Genomic DNA, 23375 nt, shown 5'->3' on the forward strand with positions numbered 1-23375 from the left:
ACCACCACACGCTATCAACAGTCTGTTGTCAACATTCTGTTGATGGTCGCGTCGTCGGGCGAGGTCCCGGCATCCTCAGCCGGCGAGGATCCCGGCGACGAAATCCTGCGCGTCCTTCTGCGACGCACCGATCGTCCCGCGATGGTCCGCACCCTCGTACGTCCGATACGTCAGCTCATTCCCGTTGTCCTGCAACGTCTTCACCATCAGATCCGTCGACGGCTCGCTCACCACCAGGTCGCCGGAGCTCTGCGCGACCAGCGTCGGGACCTGCACGTGGACCCTCGACGGCTCCTGGCGGGCCAGGTACTCGGTGAGCGGTCCCAGATCGGCGTCGGGACGGAAGACCTGACCCGCGGGCACGGGCGGCACCTTCCGGATGTCGTCGATGCACCCGGTCCGCGCCACCGTCAGCAACGGTTGCGCCTGCTCCGTCAGCAACGCCGACGGGTCGATGGCGGGATCCGCGGCCTGGGCTCCGAGGAGGATCAGCGGGAGGAACGCCTCGGCCGCTTCGATACCCGGAACACCCGAGCGGAAGTACTGCGGCGTCTGGTCGAGCCCGTTGCCCGGCGCGATCGCCACCGCACCACCGAGGTGCAGTTCCGGCGCGCGCTCCCCGCCCTGCGCGGCGGTGAACAACGCCGCCTGCCCACCCTGGCTGTGACCGATCACGAACCACGTCGAGCCGACCGCCGGATCCATCGCCCGGGCGGCGCGCACGATGTCCACGACGGCGTTCGTCTCGGTGTCACCGTTGATGTACGGGTGGATCCCCGGCGTGCCCAGACCCTGGTAGTCCGTGCTCACCACCGCATATCCCTTGGCGACCCAGTCGTCGAGGGACGCGTCCACCCCGGAGAGATAGCCGTGGGCGGGGCCGCCGGCGAAATCCGCGGACGGGGCGCAGGCGTCCGCGACGCCGGTCGTGCCGTGCGCCCAACTGATCACCGGATACCCGCCCTCGGGTGCCGGCGTGCGGGGAATCGACACGGTGCCCGACACGACGACAGGGTCGCCGTTGCCGTCCCGCGACGCGTAGGTGATCACCTCGTTCCGTCCGGCGCTCGGCAGTGCGGGACCGTCCGCGACGGCGCGGGACGAGAGAAGCTGGCCCGGTCGCAGTGCGCCCGGGTCCGTCGCCGTCTCGGATGTCGCAGTGGAACAGGCGGTTCCACCGAGGAGGACGAGTGCGGCCACCGCGCCGATCCGGGCGCGCGACAACATCATGAGAACGCCGCCAGCGGCTCGGAACCCGACCAGTCGTGACCCCAGTAGCTGTCCGCCGTGATCTCCTCGGCGGTGTAGTGCGTCTCGTCGACGAGCATGCCCTCCGTGCCGAACTCGAGGTCCCAGCCGCCGGGGGCACGCACATAGAACGACACCATGCGGTCGTTGGTGTGCCGGCCGAGGGTCGACGAGATGGAGAAGCCGAGCTTGCCGAGCCGGTCGAGTGCCTGGCCGACGGCGTCGAGGGTGTCGACCTCCGTCATCAGATGCACCATTCCGGGTTCGCCGCTGCGCGGCGCAGGGCACAACGCGAGGCTGTGATGGCGCTGATTGACGCCCATGAACCGCACCCGGCGGGCCGGTCCCGGGGCGTCGGCCGGTCCGAGCCGGATCGCCCCTCGCGGCAGGAAGCCCAGCACCTCGGTGTAGAACGTGTAGGCCTCCTCGAACGCCGGCGTCGGGAGGACCACGTGCCCCAGACCCTGTGCGCCGGTGACGAACCGCCCGCCGTGCGGAGTGACGACCGGACTGTGGTCGAGCACGGGCCCGAAGAACACCTCCACCCGTGTGCCGGACGGATCGTCGAACGCGATCACCTGCTCTGCGTCGCGGTGGCGCGACTCCTCCTCGGACAGGACGTCGACCGTGACACCCGATTTCTCCACCTGCTCACGCACCCGCTGGAGAGCGAACTGGTCGCGCACCTCCCACCCCACCGCGAGTGCCTTGTCCGTGTCACCGGGGAGGACGATCAGCCGCGACCGCCGCTCGTCGACGCGCAGGTACAGGCCGTCGGGCTCGGGGCCGAAACCCTCGGCCATGCCCAGCCCGTCCACCACCAGCTCACGCCAGCGTGGCACGTCCTTCGTCTGGATCCTGAGGTAGCCGAGTCCTCGAATGTCGGTCATGTGAAAGTCCTTTCCTGGAGGCGGCTCCGCCACCCGTGCGTGGTTGACTCGCTAACCACGCACGGGCGCGGAGCGCCTAGATCATCGAGCGGTGGATGCCCTGAGGTTCCCCGCCGAGCTGGGTCAGAGCCGAGGAGTGGAAGATCGACCCCGGCACGTGGATGGCGTGAGAGAGGCCGGCGTGGGCGTCCCGCCAGAAGCGCTGCAGGGGTGTCTTCAGTTGGAGCGCACCGCCACCGGAGCGTGCGAAGATCTCGTCCACGGCGCGCACCGCCCGCCACGCGGCGGCCGTCTGCGTGCGCCGGCCGATGGAGCGGAGTTCGAACGAGACGTCCTGCCCCTTCTCGGTCATGTCCCAGAACCGGTCGACCGTCTCGAGGATCGCCGCGCGCGACGCCGCGATCTCCGCCGCCGCCTCGCCGATCGCGAACAGTACGTACGGGTCTTCCTTGATCGCGGTGCCCGACACGGTGACACGTTCACGCTGCGCATTCAGGTGGCAGGCCAGCGCACCCTCGGCGATGCCGATGAGCGAGGACGTGATGCCGAGCGGGAAGATGCACGAGAACGGGAAGTTGTAGAGCGTCTGGGTGCGGCCGAACTCCTTCGGCGCGGACCCGTCGAACACCTTGTCGGCCTGCAGGGTCCGGTGCTGCGGGATGAACGCGTCCTTGACGATCAGGTCCTTGGACCCGGTGCCGCGCAGTCCGACGACGTTCCAGCTGTCCTGGTCGATGTCGTAGTCGGAGCGTGGCAGCAGCACGTGCAGGATCTTCGGGGGCATCACCCGGTTGCCGTCCCGGTCGCCGACCGCGGCGCCGATCATGATCCACCCGCAGTGGTCGGTGCCCGAGGAGAACGACCACCGTCCGTTGAGGACGTACCCGCCGTCGACGGGAGTCGCGACCCCCATCGGCGCGTACGGCGAGGCCATCCACATGTCGGAGTCCTCGCCCCACACCTCGTCCTGGGCGGTGCGGTCGAAGAATGCGAGTTCCCACGGGTGGACGCCGACGATGCCGCTGACCCAGCCCGCGGCCCCGTCGATGGCGCCGATGCCCATCGCGGTCTCCGCGAACTCGCGCGGGTGGGATTCGTAGCCGCCGTACTCCTTGGGCTGCAGCATCCGCATCACGCCGGAGTCGCGTAACCTTTTCGCGGAGGTGTCGGACAGGCGCATCAGCTTGTCGCCCTCGACGCCTTCCGCACGGATCTCGTCCGCGTACTGTTCGATCCTGTCAAGAACCTGGCCCATGATGATCTCGGCTTTCTGGTGTCGGTACCCGGCGAAACGCCTAGGCGGACTTCTTCTCGGCGACTGTGGAACCCGCGGAGTCCCGGTCTGCGAGACCGAGGGCGATCTCGATCAGCTGGTCCTCCTGACCGCCGACCAGCTTGCGTCGGCCGGCCTCGATGAGGATCTCCGCACCGGACACGCCGTACCGGCGGGCGTGGGAATCGGCGTGCTTGAGGAAGCTGGAGTAGACACCCGCGTAGCCCATGGTCAGCGACAGCCGGTCGAGCAGGCAGTCGCCGTCCATGATCGGCCGGACAACGTCCTCGGCGGCGTCGATGATCTTCAGAGTGTCAATGCCCGTGCGGATTCCGAGCTTCTCGGTGACGGCGGCGAACGCCTCGACCGGAGTGTTGCCCGCACCCGCACCGAAACGCCGGGTGGAGCCGTCGATCTGCAGGGCGCCGGCCTCGACGGCGAGCACCGAGTTGGCGACGCCGAGGCCGAGGTTCTCGTGACCGTGGAAGCCGACCTGTGCGTCGTCGCCGAGTTCGGTCACCAGTGCGGACACGCGGTCGCTGACGGCGTTCATGATCAGTGCCCCGGCCGAATCGACCACGTACACGCACTGGCATCCGGCGTCGGCCATGATCCGGGCCTGCTGCGCGAGCACCTCGGGGGGTTGGCTGTGCGACATCATGAGGAACCCGACCGTCTCCAGCCCGAGGTCGCGGGCGAGCCCGAAATGCTGCACGGAGATGTCGGCTTCGGTGCAGTGCGTGGCGATGCGGCAGATGCTCGCGCCGTTGTCCGCCGCCTCCCGGATGTCGGATTGCACGCCCAGCCCGGGGAGCATGAGGAAGGCGATCTTCGCCCGTTCCGCGGTCTCCACGGCGGCCTTGATCAGCTCCTGCTCCGGGGTGTGGCTGAAGCCGTAGTTGAACGAGGAACCGCCGAGTCCGTCGCCGTGGGTGACCTCGATGACCGGAACCCCGGCGGCGTCGAGCGCCCCGACGATCGAGCGGACGTGTTCGACGGTGAACTGGTGTCGCTTGGCGTGGGAGCCGTCGCGCAGCGACGAGTCCGTCACCCGGATGTCGAGATCAGCACTGTAAGGCATCGGTATTCCTTCGAAGAGTGAATGGGGCGGACGCGCTCAGACGCTCGCGCCGAGGATCTGCGTCGCGAAGCTCTCGCCGACCTTGGTGGCGGCGGCGGTCATGATGTCGAGGTTGCCGGAATAGGGCGGCAGAAAGTCGCCCGCTCCCTCGACCTCGAGGAAGATGCCGACCCGGGCGAGGCCACCGCTGATCGGCGTCGGGTCGTCGAACTGCGGTTCGGCGCGCAGGCGGTAGCCGGGGACGTACGCCTGCACGGATGCCGCGACGTCGTGGATGGACGCGGTGATCGCGTCCCGGTCGGCGTCGGCGGGAATGGAGCAGAACACGGTGTCCTTCATGAACATCGGCGGTTCGGCCGGGTTCAGGATGATGATGGCCTTGCCCTTCTTCGCCCCGCCGATCGTCTCGATGCCCCGGCTCGTGGTGATCGTGAACTCGTCGATGTTCGCGCGGGTACCCGGGCCTGCGGACGGCGACGCCACGCTGGCGACGATCTCGGCGTACGCCACCTCGGTGATCCGGGAGACGGCGTGGACCATCGGGATGGTCGCCTGGCCGCCGCACGTGATGAGGTTGACGTTCGACGCGGTCCGGTGCTCGCCCATGTTCACGGCGGGCACGACGGCAGGTCCGAGCGCGGCGGGGGTGAGGTCGACGGCCTGGATGCCGAGTTCCCGGTAACGGGGCGCGTTCACCCGGTGCACGTAGGCGGACGTGGCCTCGAAGACGATGTCGGGACGCTCGTCCTGGGCGAGCAGCCAGTCGACGCCCTCGGCACTGGCGATCACACCCCGGTCCGCGGCGCGCTCCAGTCCCTCGCTGTCCGGGTCGACGCCGATCATCCAGCGGGGCTCGATGATCTCCGAGCGGAGGAGCTTGTACAGGAGGTCGGTGCCGATGTTGCCGGATCCGACGATCGCGGCGAGAGCCTTGGTCACAGTTGTCGCCTTTACTTGAATTCTACTGATACGGAACCGATGTCACTGAAATCGGCGCGGAACACGTCGCCGGGCCGGGCGTCGATCGCGCGGGTGCACGAGCCGGGCAGGATCACGTGCCCGGCCTCCAGTCGCACTCCGAAGCTCGCGACCTTCCGGGCCAGCCACGCCACGGCCTTCGTGGGATTGCCGAGCACCGCCGACGCCTCGCCCCGCGCGATCTCCTCCTCACCTTGGAACAGCACGGCGGAGATCCCGCCGATGTCGACGTTCGCCGGTTCCACCCGTCCGGCACCGAGGATCACCCCGGCCGAGGACGCGTTGTCGGCGATCGTGTCGGCGAGTCCGATCTTCCAGTCGGTGATGCGGGAGTCGATCAGTTCGATGCTGGGAACGATGTATTCGGTGGCCGCCAGCACGTCCGCCTCGGTGCATCCCTCCCCCGGCAGGGTCTCGCCGAGGACGTACCCGATCTCCACCTCGATGCGCGGGTAGCAGAATCGGGCGGTGTCGATCGGCGTCCCCTCGGCGTACACCATGCTCGACAGCAGATGCCCGTAGTCGGGTTCGTCGACGCCCATCATCTTCTGCATGACCTCGGACGACAGCCCGACCTTGTGGCCGTACACCGTCTCCCCCGCTTCCCGCCGCGCCCGGATGTTGATCAGCGCGATCTCGTAGGCGTCGACGACGTCGATGCCCGGGAACACGGTGGTCAACGGGTCGATCGGCGCACGGCCGTGTTCGGCGTTCCGCAGGAGGTGGGCGGCGGACAGTCGTTGCGAATCGCTCAGCATCACGCCACCTCTCCCGCACGTGAGTGCTGTCGTGTGTCCGGGGACCCTTTGCCACTCACGTCGGCGACGTGCAGCGCGGCGATGTAGCCGAACACCATGGCGGGACCGATGGTCGCGCCCGCACCGGCGTATTCGTTGCCCATCACCGACGCCGACGTGTTGCCGGTGGCGTACAGGCCGTCGATGACGGAACCGTCCTCGCGGAGCACCCGCGCGTCGGCGTCGGTGACGAGGCCGCCCTTGGTGCCCAGGTCGCCGGCCTCGCACCGGATCGCGTAGAACGGTCCCTCGACGATCTCGTCGAGGCACGGGTTCTTCATCGTCGGGTCGCCGTAGTACCGGTCGTATGCGCTGTCGCCGCGGCCGAAGTCCTCGTCCTTGCCGGTGCGGGCGAAGCCGTTGAACCGGTCGATGGTCGCGACCAGGGTGTCGGCCTTGACGCCGATCGCGTCGGCGAGGTCACGCAGCGTGTCCGCCTTGTGCACGACCCCGGAGTCGTAGAACCCCTGCGGGAACGGCACACCCGGCAGCACCTGCGCGAACGGGTACCGCGACTTCGCCTTGCCGTCCATCACGAACCACGCCGGGACGTGACCGCCGTCGAGTTGGTCGTGGACGAAATTCACGTACGGCGACGACTCGTTGGTGAAGCGTTCGCCGCGGCCGTTGACGATCACCGACGGCGGAATACACCGCTCCGACACGAGCGGGATCACGGCGCCCATCGGGTGGAACACCGACGGCATCCACCAGGCGTCGTCCATGAGGTCGACTGCCGCGCCGAGCTTCTGGCCCGCGACGATGCCGTCGCCGGTGTTCTCCCGGGCGCCGGCGCTGACGTCCGGGACGCCGTGCTTGGGCAGGTACTTCGCGCGCATGTCCTGGTTGTGGTCGAAGCCGCCGGTCGCGAGCAGCACACCGCGACGCGCGCCGATACGGATCGTCTGCCCGTCACGCTCGGCGAGCACGCCCACGACCGCACCGGTTCCGTCGACGATCAGTTCCGTCATCGACGTCTTCAGCCACAGCGGCACCCCGGCGTCCTGGAGGACCATCCGCATTCGCGCCACGAGTGCGCGGCCGCCGGTGGCCATGTGGCGGCGGCGGATCACGTTGGACGCCACCCGCCACGCCGCGACCAGTGATGCCTTGCGGCCCTTCCAGGTGCGCTTGACCATCGCGAGGTCGTGGTAGTCCTTGGACGTGACCCACAGTCCCAGCGGACCCTTCATGCTGTTCGGCCGCTGGTACTGCTCGTCCTCCTTCAGCGCCCGGGTGTCGAACGGCTTGCATTCGATGGTGCGTCCGAGCGGACGGCCGCCGTCGTACTCCGGGTGGTAGTCGGAGTAGCCCTTCACCCAGTAGAGCTTCATGTGCGGGCTGCGGTCGAGCAGGTCCATCAGCTCGGGGCCCTTGTCGACGAACGCGTCGAGACGGTCGGCGGGAACCGTGCCCTCGGTGATGATGTCGAGGTAGCGGCGGATCGATTCCCGCGAGTCGACCACCCCCTTCTCCCGCAGTGTCGGGGCGTTGGGAATCCAGATGCCGCCCCCGGAGATGGCGGTGGATCCGCCGAACGTGGCGCCCTTGTCGATGACGAGAGTGTCGATTCCCCGGTCGGCCGCGGTGATCGCCGCGGCCATGCCGCCGCCACCGCTGCCGACGACGAGGAAATCGACTGTGGTGTCGAAGTTTTCTTCGGTGCCGCTCATCGTCCGGTGCCGTCCTTGCGGAGCAGGAAGGCGAGGACGGCACTCTCGAACGCCGTCTTCTGCTCGATCATCGCCCAGTGCCCGCAGTTCGGGAACACGTGCAGTTCCGCCCGCGGAATCGACCGCATCGGGATGATCGCCATGTCCAGCGGGCTGACCCGGTCGTCGCGACCCCACGTGAGCAGCGTCGGCGCCTTCACCTTGTGCAGCTGAGCCCAGTACGGCGTCGCATCGGACTCGAGTGCCGCCTTGGCGCCGGCCTCGAACGCCGCCTTGCTGTACATCTTGCGGGCGCTGGCGAGGGTCTCGGGGTCGGTTGCCTGCGTCCAGCGTTCCTCGATCAGTTCCTCGGTGACCATCGCGGGGTCGAACACCATCGAGTGCAGCCACGCGATCAGTCGTTCCCGGGTGGGGTCGTCCGTGAACTCCATCAGGAGGTTGATGCCCTCACCGGGGCCGGGGCTGAAGAGGTTCCTGCCGATGCCCCCGATGGTGATCAGCTTGCCGACCCGGTCGGGGTGTGCGATGGCGAACTGGGTGGCGACAATGCCGCCCATCGAGTTTCCGAGCATCGCCACCTCGTCGAGTCCGAGCCCGTCGAGGAAGCGGAGTACCGCGTCGCCTGCGGTGAGCATCGGATGACCGCCGAAGTCGTCGCTGACCCCGAATCCCGGGAACTCCAGGACGAAGGTGCGGAAGTGCTCGGCGAAGACGCCGAGGTTGCCGCGGAAGTTGCGCCACCCCGTCACGCCGGGGCCGGAGCCGTGCAGCAGCAGAAGAGGCGGGCCGTCGCCGGCCTCGTGGTAGCGAAGCACGCCGAGGTCGGTCTTCAGCTCCTTCAGGGTGCCCTCGTAACTCGAGTCAGTCGTCATGGTCGGTCACGTTGCCAGCGCGCTCCCGGCTCGGACAGAAGCGATCCCGGTCAGCGAGACATCGCCCTGCTCGCGCAGGCATCGGCCGGGGATTTCCACTGACCGAGACGGCATCTCGTGACGTTTCCGGGCCGTCCTTAGCCTCGGGGACGATCGTCGAACGGGTCGGCGACGGAAGAGCAATCGGAGGCGGTCTGATGGCAACGGAACCGGCCGGCACCCAGCCCGGGACACGCTCGGACGCACCGTCACCGGACGAGATGCGCCGTGCCCTCGGCCAATTCGCCAGCGGAGTGACAGTGGTGACCGGGCTCGACACGGAGGGTCCGGTGGGATTCACGTGTCAGTCGTTCGCGTCGGTGTCCCTGGAGCCGCCGCTGATCCTGTTCTGCGCCGATCACCGCGGGCGGGCATGGCCGCGCATCCGGCGGTCGGGGCGCTTCACGATCAACGTGCTGCGCGAGGACCAGACGGACCTCTGTTTCCGGTTCGGCTCGAGCCGGGGCACCAAGTTCGACGGTCTGTCCTGGGAGCCGTCGCGGTGGTCGACGCCGTCGCTGCCGGGGGTTCTCGTGCGCGTGCACGCGGACGTGCAGTCGGTGCATACCGCCGGCGACCACGACGTGGTGATCGGACGCGTCCTGGAACTCGAATCGGTGTGCGAGGAGCGTCCGATGGTGTTCTTCCGGGGCGGTTTCGGCCTCGACGCCGCTCCGCGACCCGTGCGCGCGTAGCGAGTCCGGAGACTCGTCACGCGCGCACGGGCGCTACAGCCATTGCCCGGACTGCACCGCGAGGAGCTGGTCCAGGGTCTCGGTCGACCAGGAGCTGTCCGGCATTTCCGGGGTCCGGCGGCCGCGACGGGGTGTTCCCAGCTCGGGGTGGAGCGTCCGGGTGACTTCCCTCGCGGCGTCGACGACGAGCGGGGCGACGCGTTCGAGTTGGACGGTGCGCGCGTCGCCGCACAGCGAGATGCCGGCCACCGGCCCGTCGGCGCTGCGGACCGCGACACCGACGCAACCGATTCCGCGCACCGCCTCCCCCCGCTCGAACGCGAGACCGCGGCGCTGCCGGATCCGGTTGAGCTCCTGGTGCAGTGTGGACAGTTCGGTGATCGTGCGGTCCGTGCTCCGGTTGAGCCGCGGCCCGTACATGCTGTCGACCTGCTCCGGGTCGACCCACGCCAGCATCGCCTTGCCGCCCGCCGTCGTGTAGGCGGGAACGCGCCCACCCACCCGCGACGGCAGGCTCGCGGCCATTCGCCCGCCCACCTTGTCCAGATACACGCTCTCCGCGCCGTCCAGCACGGCCAGGTGCACCACCATTCCGGTCTGCATGTGCAGTTCGTGCAGCAGCGGGGCCGCCGCGGCCCGCACCTGGCTGTGCCCGTTGTCGCCGCCGCCGAGCCCCATCGCGCGCCGTCCGAGGCAATAGCCGAAGCTCGCGTGGTCGACCCAGTCGAGGCGGACCAACTGGTCGAGGATGCGGTGCACCGTGGACCGCGGCAGCCGGGTGCGGCACGCGACCTCCTCGAGGGTCAGGCGCGACGTGCGGCCGTCGAACGCGTCGAGGATCAGCGTCATCCGCTCGACCATCGACGGGGGCAGATCCTTCTTCGCAGCGGGTACCGACAGTGCATCATCCGAATCGACGACAGTCATCGACGCCTCCAAATATCCTGGTCACACGCATACGCCCGACAAAAATTGAAATGAATTCTTAAAATGTACCAGTCGTGCCCGCCGCGGGGAAGAATTCGGACAACCGCCGCGTCCGGTCACCGGGAATGCCCGCGCGGCACCCGGGCACCTCCACTACAACGGTGACGACAGACCGACCCCCCGACAGCGGAGTAACGAACTGATGCACATAGGAATCGCGCCGCCCATCGTCATCGCGCACCCCGCCGTCCGCGCAGACTGGGAGCTCGGCGCCGGCATCGCGGAGTTGACCGCGATCGCCCGCACTGCCGACCGCCTCGGCTACCACCACCTCACCTGCAGCGAGCACGTCGCCGTACCCACCGACGTCGCGGTCGAGCGCGGCGGCACCTACTGGGACCCGCTCGCGACACTCGGGTTCCTCGCCGCCCAGACCACCGGCATCCGCCTCGCTACCCAGGTTCTCGTACTCGGGTATCACCACCCCCTCGAGATCGCGAAGCGCTACGGCACGCTCGACGTCGTCAGCGGCGGCCGGCTCGTCCTGGGCCTCGGCGTGGGCAGCCTGCGCGAGGAATTCGACCTGCTCGGCGCCCACTTCGACGACCGGGGCGCCCGCGCCGACGACGCACTCGCGGCGCTCCGTGCGTCGCTGTCGCAATCTCGACCCGAGTACCACGGCACGTTCTTCGACTTCGACGGCGTCGTCGTCGAACCGCACGCCGTCCAGCCGCGGGTCCCGCTGTGGATCGGGGGACGGACACTGCGGTCCCTGCGCCGCGCTGCGACGCTCGGCGACGGGTGGGTGCCGTTCGGCCTCTCTCTCGACGAGTTGTGCGCGCTGCTCGCCAGGGTCGACGTCCCCGACGGATTCGACGTGGTCCTCAGCGCGGGCGCGCCCCTGGACCCGATCGGCTCCCGCGACACCGTGACCCGCGCCCTCGAACGACGACGCGACGCCGGGACGACCGTCGTCAGCGTCACCCTCGCGTCCACGAGCGCAGCCCACTACTGCGAGCAACTGGAGGCCCTCCGGCAGTTGGGCGACGAACTCGGCCTCTCCTTCCGCACCGCAACCGAAGACAGGATCCGTCCATGACCGGCACCGACGAACTCGTCCGCGCACTCGCCGAACGCGTCACCGCACTCGAAGACAAGCTCGCCATCCTCGAATTGATGACCGCCTACGGTCCCGCCATCGACAGCGGTTCGGCCGACGCGGTCGCGCGGCTGTGGACCGAGGACGGCGTGTACGACGTCGACACCGGGGTGATGCGCGGGCATGCGGCCATCACGGCGATGGTGCAGTCGCAGGCGCATCAGGGCTGGATCGGTGGTGGCTGCGCGCACATGCTCGAGCCCGGGCACGTGCGCGTCGACGGTGACACCGCGGTGGCCACGTGCAAGTCGCAGTTGATCATTCACGACGACGACGGGTTCCGCGTCCACCGGATCACCGCCAACCGGTGGGAGCTCGCCAAGATCGACGGCGCGTGGAAGGTGACCCGGCGCGTCAATCGGTTGCTCGACGGTCGGGAGGAGGCGCGCACCCTGCTGGCGGCTGGTGTGCGCGCCTGAGCACCGGCTCTGCCACACCGACACGAGGCCCGCAGATGATACGGGCCTCGTGTCGGTGCGCGCGGAGGAACGATGTGCGCGGAGGAAAGATCAGGCGACCATCTCCGACTTGGGCGCCGTCGCGTCCACTGGACGCTCGATCTTGTTGCGAGTGAGGAGAAGTCCCATCACCGCGGCCAGCAGTCCCGCGACGGCGAGTGTGAAGAAGGCGTAGACGAAGCCCTTCTCCGAATACTGCGCGGCGCGGCCCACCAGCACGACACCGGGGATCGCGACGATGGCGATCATCACCTGACTGCCGATCGCACTGCCCAGCGAGCCGGACAGGTTCAGCATCCCGCCGGCAATCCCCTGCGTCTGCGCGGGCACGGTGCGCATGATGAGGTTCGGCAGCGTCGCCGACGCGGAACCGAGCCCGAGGCCGATCACCAACTGCCCGAACATCATCTGGACCGTCGAGTCGTGCAGCGTAGCGAGCAGGAACGATCCGAGAGCGAGGGACGCGCCGCCGAACACCAGAACCGGCGCCGGGCCGATACGACGGGTGAAGTATCCGCCGACCGGGCCCGCGATCATCGACACGACGCCCGTGGGGACGGTGTAGACGGCGACGGCAAGGGCGGTCACTCCGAATCCGTAACCGAGACCGAGGTCGGGATCGGTCATCACGAACATCGGGATGAGCATCGAATGACTGACCAGGACGAACTGGACGAAACCGCTGGCGGCCAATGTCTTCGCGACGGGTCCCTGCTTCAGCATCTGCAGGTCGATGAGCGGTTCCTTCGGCGTGCGTTCGTAGAGCAGCCAGCCGGCGAGAATGGCGAGCCCGCCGCCCACACACAGAAGCGTCTGCGGGGCCGTGTAACCCCACGCGGTGGCTTTGCCGATGCCGAACAGCAGCACGAATGCGCCGAGGCCGAGGATGGCCGCGCCGAGCACGTCGAGCTTCGACCGCGTCCGCAGTGTGGTCTCGGGAACGAAGATCGCGACCGCGATTCCGACGACCGCCACGTGGAGGAGTTGCGCCCAGAACACGCCGGTGTAGCCGAAGTGGTCGATGAGGTAGCCGCCGATGATCGGGCCGAGGATGGTGCTGGCGCCCATTCCGGTGGCGACGAAGCCCACGGCCACGGGAATGATCGACGGGGGCAGTATGTCTCGGATCAACCCGTAGGCGAGCACGAGTATCGCCATCCCCGCACCCTGGAGTCCGCGGCCCACGAGGAAGAGTTCGAAGTTGGGGGCCAGCGCGCCGAGTAGTGAACCGGCGCCGAACACCGCGGCGGACACGAGCATCATCCGCTTCTTGCCGTAGATGTCGCCGAGTTTGCCGACGAGCGGAGTCGAGGCGGCGAGGACGAGCGTGACGATCGTGATCACCCAGCCGACGTTCGCGGTGCCGAAGTGTTTCGCGATCTCCGGTAGCGCCGGGGTGACGAAGTTGTAGGCGAGCGGGATGACTTCGACCAGAAGGATGATCAAGGCCAGGAGAGCGAACGACTTCCCGCGTGAGAGCGGTGCGCGCTCCGCCTCACCTGGGGACAGGGGCATGTTATGCATATGTGGCTCCGGGGGATTCGAGAGGATCAGCACGCCCAACCTGGCATGCCGCCCAGTGACGTCGACCACAGTTCCCACTCACCGAGACCTGCCCGCAGCCGGTGTCATCGATGCCGAATCGGCAGGGAAAGTAGAAAACATTCCTCTATCAGATTGCGCTTCTTTGGTGACTGATCAGTAGTTTATGCGATACAACTAGAATGAAATCTAATTCTTCTCGCAATCAGGAGTTCCCATGACGGAATCACTCAGCCTCGCCGGACGCACTGCCGTCGTCACCGGCGCGGGCGCAGGCCTCGGCCGGGCCGAAGCCCTCGCACTCGCCGCCGCCGGGGCGGCAGTCGTCGTCAACGACATGGGCGACGGCGCACACGCAGTGGCCGCGGAGATCGCGGCGGCCGGCGGCCGCGCCACCGCCGTGACCGGCGACGTCTCCGACTGGTCGCTGGGCGAACGCCTCGTGCACGAGGCCGTCAGCACGTTCGGATCGATGGACATCCTCGTCAACAACGCCGGAATCCTGCGCGACAAGATGATTTTCAACCTCTCCGAGTCCGACTGGGACGACGTCATCCGCGTCCACCTCAAGGGGCACGCCGCCACGTTGCGGGCCGCGGCAGTGCACTGGCGCGAGGCGAGCAAGGCCGCCGGAGGCCCCGTATACGGGCGGGTCGTCAACACGTCGTCCGAGGCATTCCTGTTCGGATCGGCGGGCCAGCCCAACTACTCGGCCGCGAAGGCCGGGATCACTGCACTCACACTGTCGACGGCACAGGGCCTGTCCCGCTACGGGGTGCGCGCCAACGCGATCTGCCCGCGCGCCAGGACGGCCATGACCGCCGACGCGTTCGGCGAGAACACGGCCGACGCGGGACTCGACCCCCTGTCCCCCGAACGGGTCGCCACCCTCGTCCACTACCTGTCCTCCCCCGCCGCCGACCAGGTCAACGGACAGGTGTTCGTCGTGTACGGCAAGATGGTCGCACTGATGGCGGCACCGAAGGTCGAGAATCGCTTCGACGCAGCGGGTTCCGCGTTCTCACCCGAGGAGCTCGAGGAGCTTCTCACACCTTATTTCGCCGGCCGCGGACCGTATGAGAATTATGCCGCGTTCAGCGTCGCCGAACTGGAGAAGTTCGCGCTGGCGACCGGCGACACCGCCGGTGCCTGAGCCACACTGGCAGAAGGAGCACACGATGAGGCTGCACGGAAAGACGGCGATCGTGACCGGCGGCGCCGGAGGCATCGGCCGGGCCGTGACGACGGTGTTCGTCCGCGAGGGCGCCGACGTCCTGTTCGTCGACATCGACGACGAACGCGGCAAGGATCTCGAGCAGGAACTGGGATCGTCCGCTCGCTTCCTGAACGCCGACATCTCCCGGCGCGAGTCCGCCGAGCAGATCCGGGACGCCGCCGTCGCCGCGTTCGGATCCGTGGACGTGCTGGTCAACAACGCCCACGCATCCCGGCAGGCACTGTTGATCGACCACACCCAGGAGATGTTCGACCTCTCGTTCCGGACCGGGTTCTATCCGGTCGTGCACCTCATGCAGGCCTGCTACGAGCAGTTGAAGGCGGCGAAGGGTTCGGTGATCAACTTCGCGTCCGGGTCCGGGCTCGACGGCATGCCCACCCAGACGTCGTACGCCGCGGCGAAGGAAGCGATCCGCGGCGTCAGCCGGGTGGCGGCCAACGAGTGGGCCGCCGATCAGATCCGGGTCAACGTGATCTGCCCGTTCGCCGCGACCGAGGGCGTCCTCGCCTGGCAGGAACGATTCCCCGAACGCGCCGCCGCGTCCGTGGCGAAGGTTCCGCTCCAGCGGATCGGCGATCCCGAGACCGACATCGCGCCCGTCGCGGTGTTCCTCGCGTCCGAAGATTCGCGGTACATGACCGGACAGACACTGATGGCGGACGGCGGCAGCATCAAGCTGCGCTGATCCGCCCGGACAGGAGAACGACGATGGAAGACTTCGAAGGCCGGGTCGCCCTGATCACCGGCGGCGCCCGCGGTCAGGGCCGCAGCCACGCGGTCGCACTGGCCGAACGCGGAGCGGACATAGTTCTGTGCGACCGCTGCGAGGACAGCCCGGCCGTGAACTATCCCCTGGCCACTGCCGCCGATCTCGACGAGACCGCGGAGCTGGTGCGCGCCACCGGCCGCCGGTGCATCACCGCCAAGGCGGACACCGCGGACCGGGCCGCGATGGACGCATTGGTCGCGGAGGCGGAGTCCGAGTTCGGGCGAATCGACGTCGCGGTCGCGAATGCCGGCGTCTCGGTGGCCGCCCCGGTGCAGTCGCTCACGCAGGAGCAGTGGTCGGAGGCGATCGGTTCCAATCTCACCGGCGTCTTCAACACCGTGGGAGCGGTGGCGCCCGGAATGATCCGGCGGGGATACGGCCGGATCGTCACCATCTCGTCGATGCTCGGCCGGGCCGGCAACACCAACATGGCCGCGTACGCGGCGTCGAAGTGGGGTGTCATCGGGCTCACCAAGAGCGCGGCGCTCGACCTCGCCCCGCACGGCATCACGGTGAATGCGATTGCACCGGGCAATATCTCGACACCGATGATTCACAACGACGCCCTCTACCGAATGATGCGGCCGGACCTGGAGATGCCCGGAGCGCAGGACGTGGAACCGGTGTTCCGCAGCCTGCACGCCCAGCCCGTGGCATGGCTGGACGCCGCCGAGATCACCCGGGTCGTGCTGTTCCTCACCGCCGAGGGCAGCGCACACATCAGCGGCATCGTCCTGCCCGTCGACGCGGGCAATGCCGCACGCGGCCTGTGAGTACTTATCAACGTCGGGCGGTTGACAAGTACTCACGGGTGCCAATGGTCAAGGCTTTGATTACACCGATTCGGCCGCTAACCTGTGCTCATGCCCGACGAGACGACCGACCAGAGCAACCTGGACTTCCTGTCCTTCGTGGACTTCGCGGTGGGCAAGACCGTCGACGAACTGCCCGAGGTCGATCCGGTGTCCATGCGGCTGGTTCTCGCGCTGCACCGCGTGACCAGTGCCCTCGTCTACGACCTCGAGTCGACGGTCCACCGGCCCAGCGGGTGGAGCTGGCCCGGATTCCGGGTGCTGTTCGTGTTGTGGCTCGCCGGACCGTGCGAAGCCAAGCGGGTGGCCTCGCTGTCCGGGATGAGCAGGTCTGCCGTGTCGGCGCTGGTGAATACGCTCGAGCGCGACGGTCTCGTGACGCGGCGACCGTCCGCAGGCGACCGCCGGGCGGTCGACCTCGAACTCACCGACGCCGGGCACGACGCCATCGTCAGCACGTACTCGGCGCACAACAAGCGTGAGCAGACGTGGACCGAGACGCTGACAGCGTCGGAACGGCTCGTCCTGATCGGGTTGCTGGAGAAGCTGGCGTCGGGCACCGCCGCACGCGAAGCCGTCAAACGCAGTTGAGGTAGGTGGTCGTGAGCAGTCTCATCCGTCCGGGGGAACGCCTCGTCTCGTTCGACGAGTTCCGCGAGTCGGTGAGCGACGCGTTCGTCCCCCTCGAGATGACGTCGGCAGACCACGACGACTTCCGTGGCGTCGTGCGCGGCGCGACGGTCGGTGCGATCCGGATCAGCGAGGTCACGGCCGCCCCGCACGTCATTCGCCGAACACCCCGGACCATCCGCACCGCCAACCCCGACTACTTCAAACTCGGACTGCAGGTGCGCGGGTCTTGCGTCCTGAGCCAGGACGGCCGCGCAGCCGCGCTCGCCCCCGGCGACTTCGCGATCTACGACACGACCCGGCCGTATCAGCTGTCGTTCGACGACCGGTTCCGGATGCTCGTCGTGATGTTCCCCCGGCACCTGCTCCGCGTTCCGCCCGACGGCATCGCCCAGCTCACCGCGCGCCGGGTGCCGGGCGGCCGGGGGCTCGGTGCCGTCGTCACCCCGCTGTTGCGCGGGCTCGGCGAGCAGATCGCCGACGCCTCCCCCACCGTCGCGGTCCACCTCGGCGACGCCGTCCTCGATCTGGTCGCGGCCGCTTTCGCGGAGCAACTCCACCTCGCCGACGGGCTGATCCAGCAGTCGCGCGGGAACGCACTGCGAGTTCGGGTCACCGCCTTCATCGACGAGCGGCTCGCCGACCGGGAGCTGGATCTCCACTCGATCGCCACCGCGCATCACATCTCGGTGCGGCACCTGCAGAAGATCTTCGAGGCCGACGGCGACACGGTGAGCGGATGGATCCGACGCCGCCGTCTCGAGCAGTGCCGACGCGATCTCGCCGACCCCCGTTACCGCGATCTGCCCGTCTCGGCCATCGGTGCCCGCTGGGGTTTCGCCGAGGCCGCCCACTTCTCCCGGCTGTTCAAGAACACGCACGGATCGACGCCCGGCAGATACCGCGCCGACGCCACACCGGTCACCGGGTCGACGCGTCCGATCCGATGATCTCCCCGATCTCGTCGACGTGCACGGGCCTGCGCCAACTGTCCCAGCCCACGTGGATCTGCCGCGGGTGCACGGACGGGTCGAGCACGCCGTCCTGGTGAGTGTGCCCGTGCAGCAACCAGTCTCCCTCGTCCTGCAACCGGTACGTCACGCCCCGGTCCTCCGCGGTGTGGTCGCCGACGTACGGGAAATGGGAGAGCAGCACCGTCACGCCCGCGATCTTGCGCCGCGCGAACAACTGCACCGATGCGAACGTCTCCAGGAACACCCGTTGCCGGATGTGGCTGTTGCGGTTCGCCATCGGGTGACACGAGTCGTGATTGCCGGGGATCAGATGCATTTCGACGTTCCGCTTCCGCGCGAACTCGTCGAGTGCGCGCAGCGCCCAGTCCTCGGCGGCCTTACCTCCGACGGTGATGTCGCCGAGTATCCAGAGTTGATCGCCGCTCCCGACGGCGGCGCCCAGCGCGTCGAGGATGGATTGGTCGTGCGCGTCGATCTCCGTTTCGAAGCCCCGGATCTCCACCAGCCGTGCGTGACGAAGGTGCAGATCGGACGTGAACCAGACACTCATGCCAGGAACCGTGACCGCAGTTCCGCGAAGAACGCCGCCGACAGCCGCTCGAATTCGTCGGCGCTCACGCGGATCCGGTCGCCGATCTCCAGCTTCAGAACGGACTGGTCGGAGACATACTTCAGGACGCTGATGCCGCGCAGGACGCCGTCATTGCTCATCAACGAGTCCGCGATGATCTCGACTTCGTTGAGCGGGTTCCCGTCCTTGCCCGTCACCGCCCGGATCCGGTGGACGAAGTAACGGTCCAGCACCAGGACCATGTTGGCGAAGAACAGCGGCTCGAAGTCCTCGAGGGCGGCGAAAACCTTCTCGCCCGTGACCTCGCCCGCAATCGCCCCCGTCAGCGACGTGTACGCGGCGACCTGCTCCGCGACGGACGCCTCGGCGTGATCGATTTCGTCCTTCGTGTAGTTCTTCCGTCCGAGCACTTCGCCGTCTCCTTCGATGCACCAGGTGTCGGATCGACACGCTGAACTCCCAGACCAGCAAGTGTTCCACCTTCCACATCCCAGCAGATGAGGGTTCGAGGTGCGATACTCCCGGGTGGCTCCTGCCTCGTATCAACCGGTAACAAAGAAGTCCGGAAGGATGCACCGATGAAGGTAACGATTGCACGAACCGTAGGTATCGCCGCCGCTGTCGCCGGCGCGGGTCTACTCGCCGCACCCACCGCGTCCGCGGCACCCGAAGACCTCACGGTCGGTATCGGCGTCGATGGGAATGTCGTGGTGATGGACGTCCGGTACGCCGCCCCCGGGGCAGTGGTGTGCGTGATGGACGTCCGGTCCGTCGACGGAACCGTCTCGGTCGCCACCGTGGGCCCGACCACCGTGTTGGGCGGAGACGACGGCGAGCTCACGGCCACCCTCGACCCCGGCGAATACACGGTGCAATGGACTTGCTCGAGCGTGCCGTCGTTCGAGCAGTGGGGAAGCATCCCGCCGCTGACCAACGGCACCGTCGAACCCACCATCGTCACCGTCACCGAGACATCCGGGCCGGGCGGCGGAGGCTCGTCCGGTAGCCCGTTCGGCAGCTGACGGACCGTGCGTACGTGAGCGGCAAAGCGTGTTCGAGCACTCTTTCTCACTCACGTACGCGGGAATGGCGAACTTCTTGGACCGACGCGTAACGAAACCGCCGCGAGCGGGGATTGACAGTACGGAATCCCGCAACGGACAGGAACCCTCCGCCATGGCTACCGTCACGCACATAGATATCGCTCGCGCCCGCCGCTCCCGTCGGGTTCTCTTCATCGGCAACCCCACGCGGTACAAAGAGGTGTCGCACTGGGCGATGGTCAAGCAGTGGATGGTGGTCCACGGACTCGAGCCCGTCCGGAAGATGGACGGCCCCGCGCTCTGCGCGATCGTCACCGAGGACGTCCTCGACGGGGTCGGCTCATCCCAGGACGCGCTGACCGTTCAGAATGCCCGCGAACAGGGCATACCGGTCATCAGCGTCCACGACAGCACCCAGATCTGGCAGGCCACGGCCCGCGTCCGCGCGTCCATCGCGCGATCCGGCGGCGGCGCACACTCGAGCCCGCACCACCAGGGCGCCTGAGGTAGGCCGGGCTCGGCCGTCATGGTCGATTGGGACGGCGAGGGCTACGCCGACGTCGGCGCCCTCCAGCGCGCCGTCGCGGAGAAGTCGATCGCGGAACTCGCCCTCGCGGGCAATGAACGGGTGCTCGACGTGGGATGCGGCGACGGATTCGTCACGCTCCGGATCGCGGAACGGCTTCCCGGCGGTTCGGTGGTCGGAGTGGACGCATCGCCGCGGATGATCGCGAAGGCCCAATCCAGAGCCGTGCCGGACGGCACCCGCGCCGAGTTCCGTATCGCCGACGCACGCGACCTTCCGTTCGACGGCGAGTTCGACGTCGCGGTGTCGTTCAACGCGCTGCACTGGGTCCCCGACCTGCAGGTGGCATTGGCCGGAATCGCCCGCAGCGCCGTGGACGGCGGACGGGTGATCATCCAGATCGTGTGCGCCGGCCCGCGGACCAGTGTCGAAGACGTCTTGATGGCCGTGGCGGCGCGCCCGCGATGGGCGGAGTACTTCACCGACTTCTCGGCGCCGTTCATCCACATCCAACCGGAAAAGTTCCGCGACATCGCGAGGGTGGCAGGACTCGACACCACCGACCTCGTCGTGCGCGACGTCGAATGGGATTTCGGTTCCCGGGAGGAATTCGCGCGGTGGTGCACCGTCGGATCCACCGACTGGACCACGCACCTCGACGACGCAGCCGTGCCGGAGTTCATCGACGACGTCGTGCGCGCGTACGAGCAGATCTCGGGACGCACCGGACTGTTCCTGTTCACCCAGATGCGGGCGGAACTCGTCCGAACGTCCTGACCCGCCGCTGAAGCACGCCTGCATGGTGGTGCCCCCAGTCGGACTCGAACCGACACTGTGCGGATTTTAAGTCCGCTGCCTCTGCCAATTGGGCTATAGGGGCCACCGGTCGCCGAGGGTGTCGCTCGGCGACCGTGCGCAGATCACACTAGCTCAGGCGATCGACAATGCGATTCCGTCGAGGATGTCGTGTTCGCTGACGACGAGTTGGTCGATGCCCGCCTTCTTCTCGAATGCGTCGGCCAGTGTCAGGGTCACGATCGCGCCGCCGCCGATGACGTCGACCCGTCCCGGGTGCATCGGGCCGAGGGCGGCCCGCTCGGTGTGGGTCATGGCGATCAGCGAGTCGCAGACCTCGCGCAGCCGGGGCATCGGGATGCGGGACAGGTGCACCTGCTCGGCGTCGTACTCGGGCAGTTCTTCGGCGAGCGCGGCAATGGTGGTCATCGTTCCGGCGACGCCCACCCAGGTGTGGGCCTGTTCGACGGGGACATGCGCGAACGCCTCGTCCAGGCGTTCCTGCGCGAACGCGCGGGCCTCCTCGACCTGTGCAGGTGTCGGCGGATCGTCGTGGAGGCAGCGCTCCGTGATGCGCACGCATCCGATGTCGGTGGAGAAGGCGGCGTGGACGCCGGATTCGTCGCCCAGGACCACTTCGGTGGAACCGCCGCCGAGGTCCACGACCACGAACGGTCCCTGCGACGGATCGAGTTCCCCGACCGCGCCGTTGAACGACAGCCGTGCTTCCTCGTCGCCGGTGATGACTTCGGCCCCGGCGCCGGGGATGACGGCGCCCAGCACCTCGCGGGTCATCGAGAAGAAGTCCTCCCGATTGGACGCGTCGCGGGTGGCAGACGTGGCGACCATGCGGACTGCGGTGGCGCCGGCGTCCGCGATCATTCCGGCGTACTCGCTCAACGCGACCCGGGTGCGTTCGATGGCCTCGGGCGCCAGGCGCCCGGTGGCGTCCACGCCCTGTCCCAGCCGGACGACGCGCATCTCGCGACACACGTCGTGCAGTGTGCCCTGCTCGTCGACGTCGGCGACGAGCAGGCGGATGGAGTTCGTGCCGCAGTCGACGGCGGCGACGCGGGTCACTGCTCGGGACTTTCGACGTCGTCGATGCCGGGCCAGTCCGCGGGAATCGCGGTGCCCCTCAGCTTTCCGCCTGCCGCGGACGCGGCGAGGGCCACCGATTCGTCGCCCAGCGGGTTGACGCCCGGTCCCTTCGCCAGCGAGTGGGCCATCAGCACGTGCAGGCATTTGACGCGCTCGGGCATTCCGCCGCCGGTGAAGTCCGTTCCCAGCGGCTCGATGGCGTCACGCTCGGCGAGATACGACTGGTGGGCGCGCAGGTACGCGGCCGCGAGTTCCGGGTCCTGCCCGAGACGCTCGGTCATCTCACGCATCACCCCCGCGGACTCCTGCCGGCTGGCCTCCGCGGTCAGTCGCGGATCGGTCAGGTAGTACAGCGTCGGGAACGGTGTTCCGTCCGGAAGTTTGGGCGCGGTCTTCACGACGCCGGGCGTGCCGTCGGGACTGCGGTACGCGATCTCGAGCACTCCACGCGGTTCGCGGCCCAGCTGGGCGGCGACGGCGTCGAGGTCTTCCTGCGGCACGGGATTGGACGGGTCGGACGAAGTGGTCACCCGGTGGGTTCTCCTGGTTCTGGCGGTACGGGCGGCGGCACCATGGGGGGCGCCGGAGCCGGTGCCGGCTGCACCTCGGGCGCGGCCGGCGGTTCTGAAATGGTCTTCCACAGGTCGGAGTACCAGGGGCCTGCCATCTCGGCGTCCTTCTCCTCCGGCTTCTCCGGCTCCTTGTAGTCGCCGGGCAGCTGCACCTGGAACGGGGTGTCGCCGGGCTTCACCCACCGGAGCCGGCCGCGTGCCTGCGCCTCGATGTAGGCGGGGTCGGAGTAGCGCTCCTCGAGTATCCGCAGTTCCTGCAGATCCTTTTCGAGCTGAACCTGTTCCGCCGCAATACGATCCGCTTCCCCACGCTGGGTGAGGTAGTTGCGCAGCGGAACCGCGAGGGTGAGCGCGAGAAGCAGCACGACCATGACGAGGACGAGCGCCCGGCCCGTCGACAGTCCGAGGATCGTGTGCTCGGAGCGAATTGTGCGGGCGGCCCCGGTCGCACCCACCCGTCTCGGGCGGGCGCGACCGGGAAGCACCTTGCCTGTGTCGGCGCCGTCGACGGCGTCCGGCTTGCCGTCGGCCTGCCCCGGCGTCGTCGACTTGGTGGTGCGGGGGCGCCGCGCTCCGCCCGGCGCGCCGTCCGCCCGGTTTCCGCGGACCCGTTCACCCCGCCCGGAGCCGCGGCCGCCCGGACTTGCTCCGGACGACCGCGGCCTGCCGCGCTGTGCCACCTACCCCAACACCCCTTACTCGACTGTCGAACG

At 68.3% G+C, this 23375-nt stretch carries 26 protein-coding genes and 1 tRNA gene; 11 read left to right on the forward strand and 16 right to left on the reverse strand.

All coding sequences use genetic code 11. The features are described 5' to 3' along the window. Positions 1–75: 75 nt before the first annotated feature. The 8 genes from AZG88_RS33885 to AZG88_RS33920 form a co-directional block, all read right to left on the reverse strand. Complete coding sequence (locus tag AZG88_RS33885) at positions 76–1230, reverse strand: alpha/beta hydrolase family protein (RefSeq protein ID WP_061700301.1); 1155 nt, start codon at positions 1228–1230, stop codon at positions 76–78. Then, entirely contained in the window at positions 1227–2138 is a 912-nt protein-coding gene (bphC, locus tag AZG88_RS33890; protein ID WP_005238877.1) for a biphenyl-2,3-diol 1,2-dioxygenase, read from the reverse strand. Before bphC ends, AZG88_RS33885 begins: the two co-directional genes overlap by 4 nt. A 76-nt stretch (positions 2139–2214) precedes the next feature. After that, entirely contained in the window at positions 2215–3393 is a 1179-nt protein-coding gene (locus AZG88_RS33895) for an acyl-CoA dehydrogenase family protein (RefSeq protein WP_061700302.1), read from the reverse strand. Positions 3394–3433: 40 nt separating this feature from the next. Continuing rightward, a complete protein-coding gene (dmpG, locus tag AZG88_RS33900) occupies positions 3434–4492 on the reverse strand; it encodes a 4-hydroxy-2-oxovalerate aldolase (RefSeq protein WP_061700303.1) in 1059 nt (352 codons plus the stop codon). A 36-nt stretch (positions 4493–4528) separates the two neighbouring features. After that, positions 4529–5431 (reverse strand): acetaldehyde dehydrogenase (acetylating), encoded by a 903-nt coding sequence (locus AZG88_RS33905; RefSeq protein ID WP_061700304.1) that lies wholly within the window; start codon positions 5429–5431, stop codon positions 4529–4531. Between the two features lie 11 nt (positions 5432–5442). Then, positions 5443–6228 carry a 2-keto-4-pentenoate hydratase gene (locus AZG88_RS33910; protein WP_061700305.1) on the reverse strand — a complete coding sequence of 262 codons (786 nt, stop codon included), beginning with the start codon at positions 6226–6228 and terminating at the stop codon, positions 5443–5445. Beyond that, entirely contained in the window at positions 6228–7940 is a 1713-nt protein-coding gene (locus tag AZG88_RS33915) for an FAD-binding protein (RefSeq protein ID WP_061700306.1), read from the reverse strand. Before AZG88_RS33915 ends, AZG88_RS33910 begins: the two co-directional genes overlap by 1 nt. Further along, positions 7937–8812, reverse strand: coding sequence for an alpha/beta fold hydrolase (locus AZG88_RS33920; protein WP_061700307.1), 876 nt, complete (start codon positions 8810–8812; stop codon positions 7937–7939). Before AZG88_RS33920 ends, AZG88_RS33915 begins: the two co-directional genes overlap by 4 nt. A gap of 197 nt (positions 8813–9009) precedes the next feature. Here AZG88_RS33920 and AZG88_RS33925 point away from each other — a divergent pair, with 197 nt between their 5' ends. Beyond that, positions 9010–9546 carry a flavin reductase family protein gene (locus AZG88_RS33925; RefSeq protein WP_061041473.1) on the forward strand — a complete coding sequence of 179 codons (537 nt, stop codon included), beginning with the start codon at positions 9010–9012 and terminating at the stop codon, positions 9544–9546. Positions 9547–9579: 33 nt separating this feature from the next. On the opposite strand, the gene AZG88_RS33930 is transcribed toward AZG88_RS33925, so the two are convergent. Continuing rightward, positions 9580–10473, reverse strand: a complete 894-nt coding sequence (locus tag AZG88_RS33930) for an IclR family transcriptional regulator (RefSeq protein ID WP_061041474.1) — start codon at positions 10471–10473, stop codon at positions 9580–9582. 202 nt (positions 10474–10675) lie between these two features. Between AZG88_RS33930 and AZG88_RS33935 the strand changes: the two genes are divergently transcribed. Then, positions 10676–11572 (forward strand): LLM class F420-dependent oxidoreductase, encoded by an 897-nt coding sequence (locus tag AZG88_RS33935; protein WP_061700308.1) that lies wholly within the window; start codon positions 10676–10678, stop codon positions 11570–11572. After that, complete coding sequence (locus tag AZG88_RS33940) at positions 11569–12051, forward strand: nuclear transport factor 2 family protein (protein ID WP_005238867.1); 483 nt, start codon at positions 11569–11571, stop codon at positions 12049–12051. The genes AZG88_RS33935 and AZG88_RS33940 overlap by 4 nt, the downstream gene beginning before the upstream one ends. A gap of 90 nt (positions 12052–12141) precedes the next feature. Here AZG88_RS33940 and AZG88_RS33945 read toward each other — a convergent pair whose 3' ends face one another. Then, entirely contained in the window at positions 12142–13605 is a 1464-nt protein-coding gene (locus tag AZG88_RS33945; RefSeq protein ID WP_025432145.1) for an MFS transporter, read from the reverse strand. Positions 13606–13849: 244 nt separating this feature from the next. Between AZG88_RS33945 and AZG88_RS33950 the strand changes: the two genes are divergently transcribed. From AZG88_RS33950 to AZG88_RS33970, 5 genes are all read left to right on the forward strand, one after another. Continuing rightward, positions 13850–14785, forward strand: a complete 936-nt coding sequence (locus AZG88_RS33950; RefSeq protein ID WP_061700309.1) for a 3-oxoacyl-ACP reductase — start codon at positions 13850–13852, stop codon at positions 14783–14785. A gap of 25 nt (positions 14786–14810) precedes the next feature. Then, a complete protein-coding gene (locus AZG88_RS33955) occupies positions 14811–15554 on the forward strand; it encodes an SDR family NAD(P)-dependent oxidoreductase (protein WP_005238864.1) in 744 nt (247 codons plus the stop codon). A gap of 23 nt (positions 15555–15577) precedes the next feature. Next, positions 15578–16411, forward strand: coding sequence for a mycofactocin-coupled SDR family oxidoreductase (locus AZG88_RS33960; protein ID WP_061700310.1), 834 nt, complete (start codon positions 15578–15580; stop codon positions 16409–16411). A gap of 90 nt (positions 16412–16501) precedes the next feature. Next, on the forward strand, positions 16502–17041 hold the full coding sequence (locus AZG88_RS33965) for a MarR family winged helix-turn-helix transcriptional regulator (RefSeq protein ID WP_061700339.1): 540 nt from the start codon (positions 16502–16504) through the stop codon (positions 17039–17041). 5 nt (positions 17042–17046) lie between these two features. Next, positions 17047–18030, forward strand: a complete 984-nt coding sequence (locus AZG88_RS33970; RefSeq protein WP_061700311.1) for a helix-turn-helix domain-containing protein — start codon at positions 17047–17049, stop codon at positions 18028–18030. Here AZG88_RS33970 and AZG88_RS33975 read toward each other — a convergent pair. Next, positions 18002–18604: a metallophosphoesterase gene (locus AZG88_RS33975; RefSeq protein WP_061700312.1), complete on the reverse strand. Its 603-nt coding sequence runs from the start codon at positions 18602–18604 to the stop codon at positions 18002–18004. The two genes, AZG88_RS33970 and AZG88_RS33975, sit on opposite strands and share 29 nt — an antisense overlap. Continuing rightward, positions 18601–19035, reverse strand: coding sequence for a hypothetical protein (locus AZG88_RS33980; protein ID WP_061041481.1), 435 nt, complete (start codon positions 19033–19035; stop codon positions 18601–18603). The genes AZG88_RS33975 and AZG88_RS33980 overlap by 4 nt, the downstream gene beginning before the upstream one ends. A gap of 168 nt (positions 19036–19203) precedes the next feature. Here AZG88_RS33980 and AZG88_RS33985 point away from each other — a divergent pair, with 168 nt between their 5' ends. The 3 genes from AZG88_RS33985 to AZG88_RS33995 all read left to right on the forward strand — a co-directional run bounded on the left by AZG88_RS33985 (position 19204) and on the right by AZG88_RS33995 (position 20971). Beyond that, positions 19204–19647 carry a hypothetical protein gene (locus AZG88_RS33985; protein ID WP_005238858.1) on the forward strand — a complete coding sequence of 148 codons (444 nt, stop codon included), beginning with the start codon at positions 19204–19206 and terminating at the stop codon, positions 19645–19647. A gap of 154 nt (positions 19648–19801) precedes the next feature. Further along, positions 19802–20173 carry a hypothetical protein gene (locus tag AZG88_RS33990; RefSeq protein WP_005238857.1) on the forward strand — a complete coding sequence of 124 codons (372 nt, stop codon included), beginning with the start codon at positions 19802–19804 and terminating at the stop codon, positions 20171–20173. 21 nt (positions 20174–20194) lie between these two features. Beyond that, positions 20195–20971, forward strand: coding sequence for a class I SAM-dependent methyltransferase (locus AZG88_RS33995; protein ID WP_061700313.1), 777 nt, complete (start codon positions 20195–20197; stop codon positions 20969–20971). Between the two features lie 26 nt (positions 20972–20997). Here AZG88_RS33995 and AZG88_RS34000 read toward each other — a convergent pair. From AZG88_RS34000 to AZG88_RS34015, 4 genes are all read right to left on the reverse strand, one after another. Further along, a tRNA-Leu gene (locus AZG88_RS34000) sits at positions 20998–21074 on the reverse strand. A gap of 50 nt (positions 21075–21124) precedes the next feature. Further along, positions 21125–22069 carry a Ppx/GppA phosphatase family protein gene (locus AZG88_RS34005; RefSeq protein WP_005238854.1) on the reverse strand — a complete coding sequence of 315 codons (945 nt, stop codon included), beginning with the start codon at positions 22067–22069 and terminating at the stop codon, positions 21125–21127. Then, entirely contained in the window at positions 22066–22620 is a 555-nt protein-coding gene (locus AZG88_RS34010; protein ID WP_005238853.1) for a DUF501 domain-containing protein, read from the reverse strand. Before AZG88_RS34010 ends, AZG88_RS34005 begins: the two co-directional genes overlap by 4 nt. Further along, a complete protein-coding gene (locus tag AZG88_RS34015) occupies positions 22617–23342 on the reverse strand; it encodes an FtsB family cell division protein (RefSeq protein ID WP_061041485.1) in 726 nt (241 codons plus the stop codon). The genes AZG88_RS34010 and AZG88_RS34015 overlap by 4 nt, the downstream gene beginning before the upstream one ends. Positions 23343–23375 lie beyond the last annotated feature (33 nt).

This window comes from Rhodococcus sp. LB1, from assembly GCF_001583455.1.
Taxonomy (GTDB): domain Bacteria; phylum Actinomycetota; class Actinomycetes; order Mycobacteriales; family Mycobacteriaceae; genus Rhodococcus_F; species Rhodococcus_F opacus.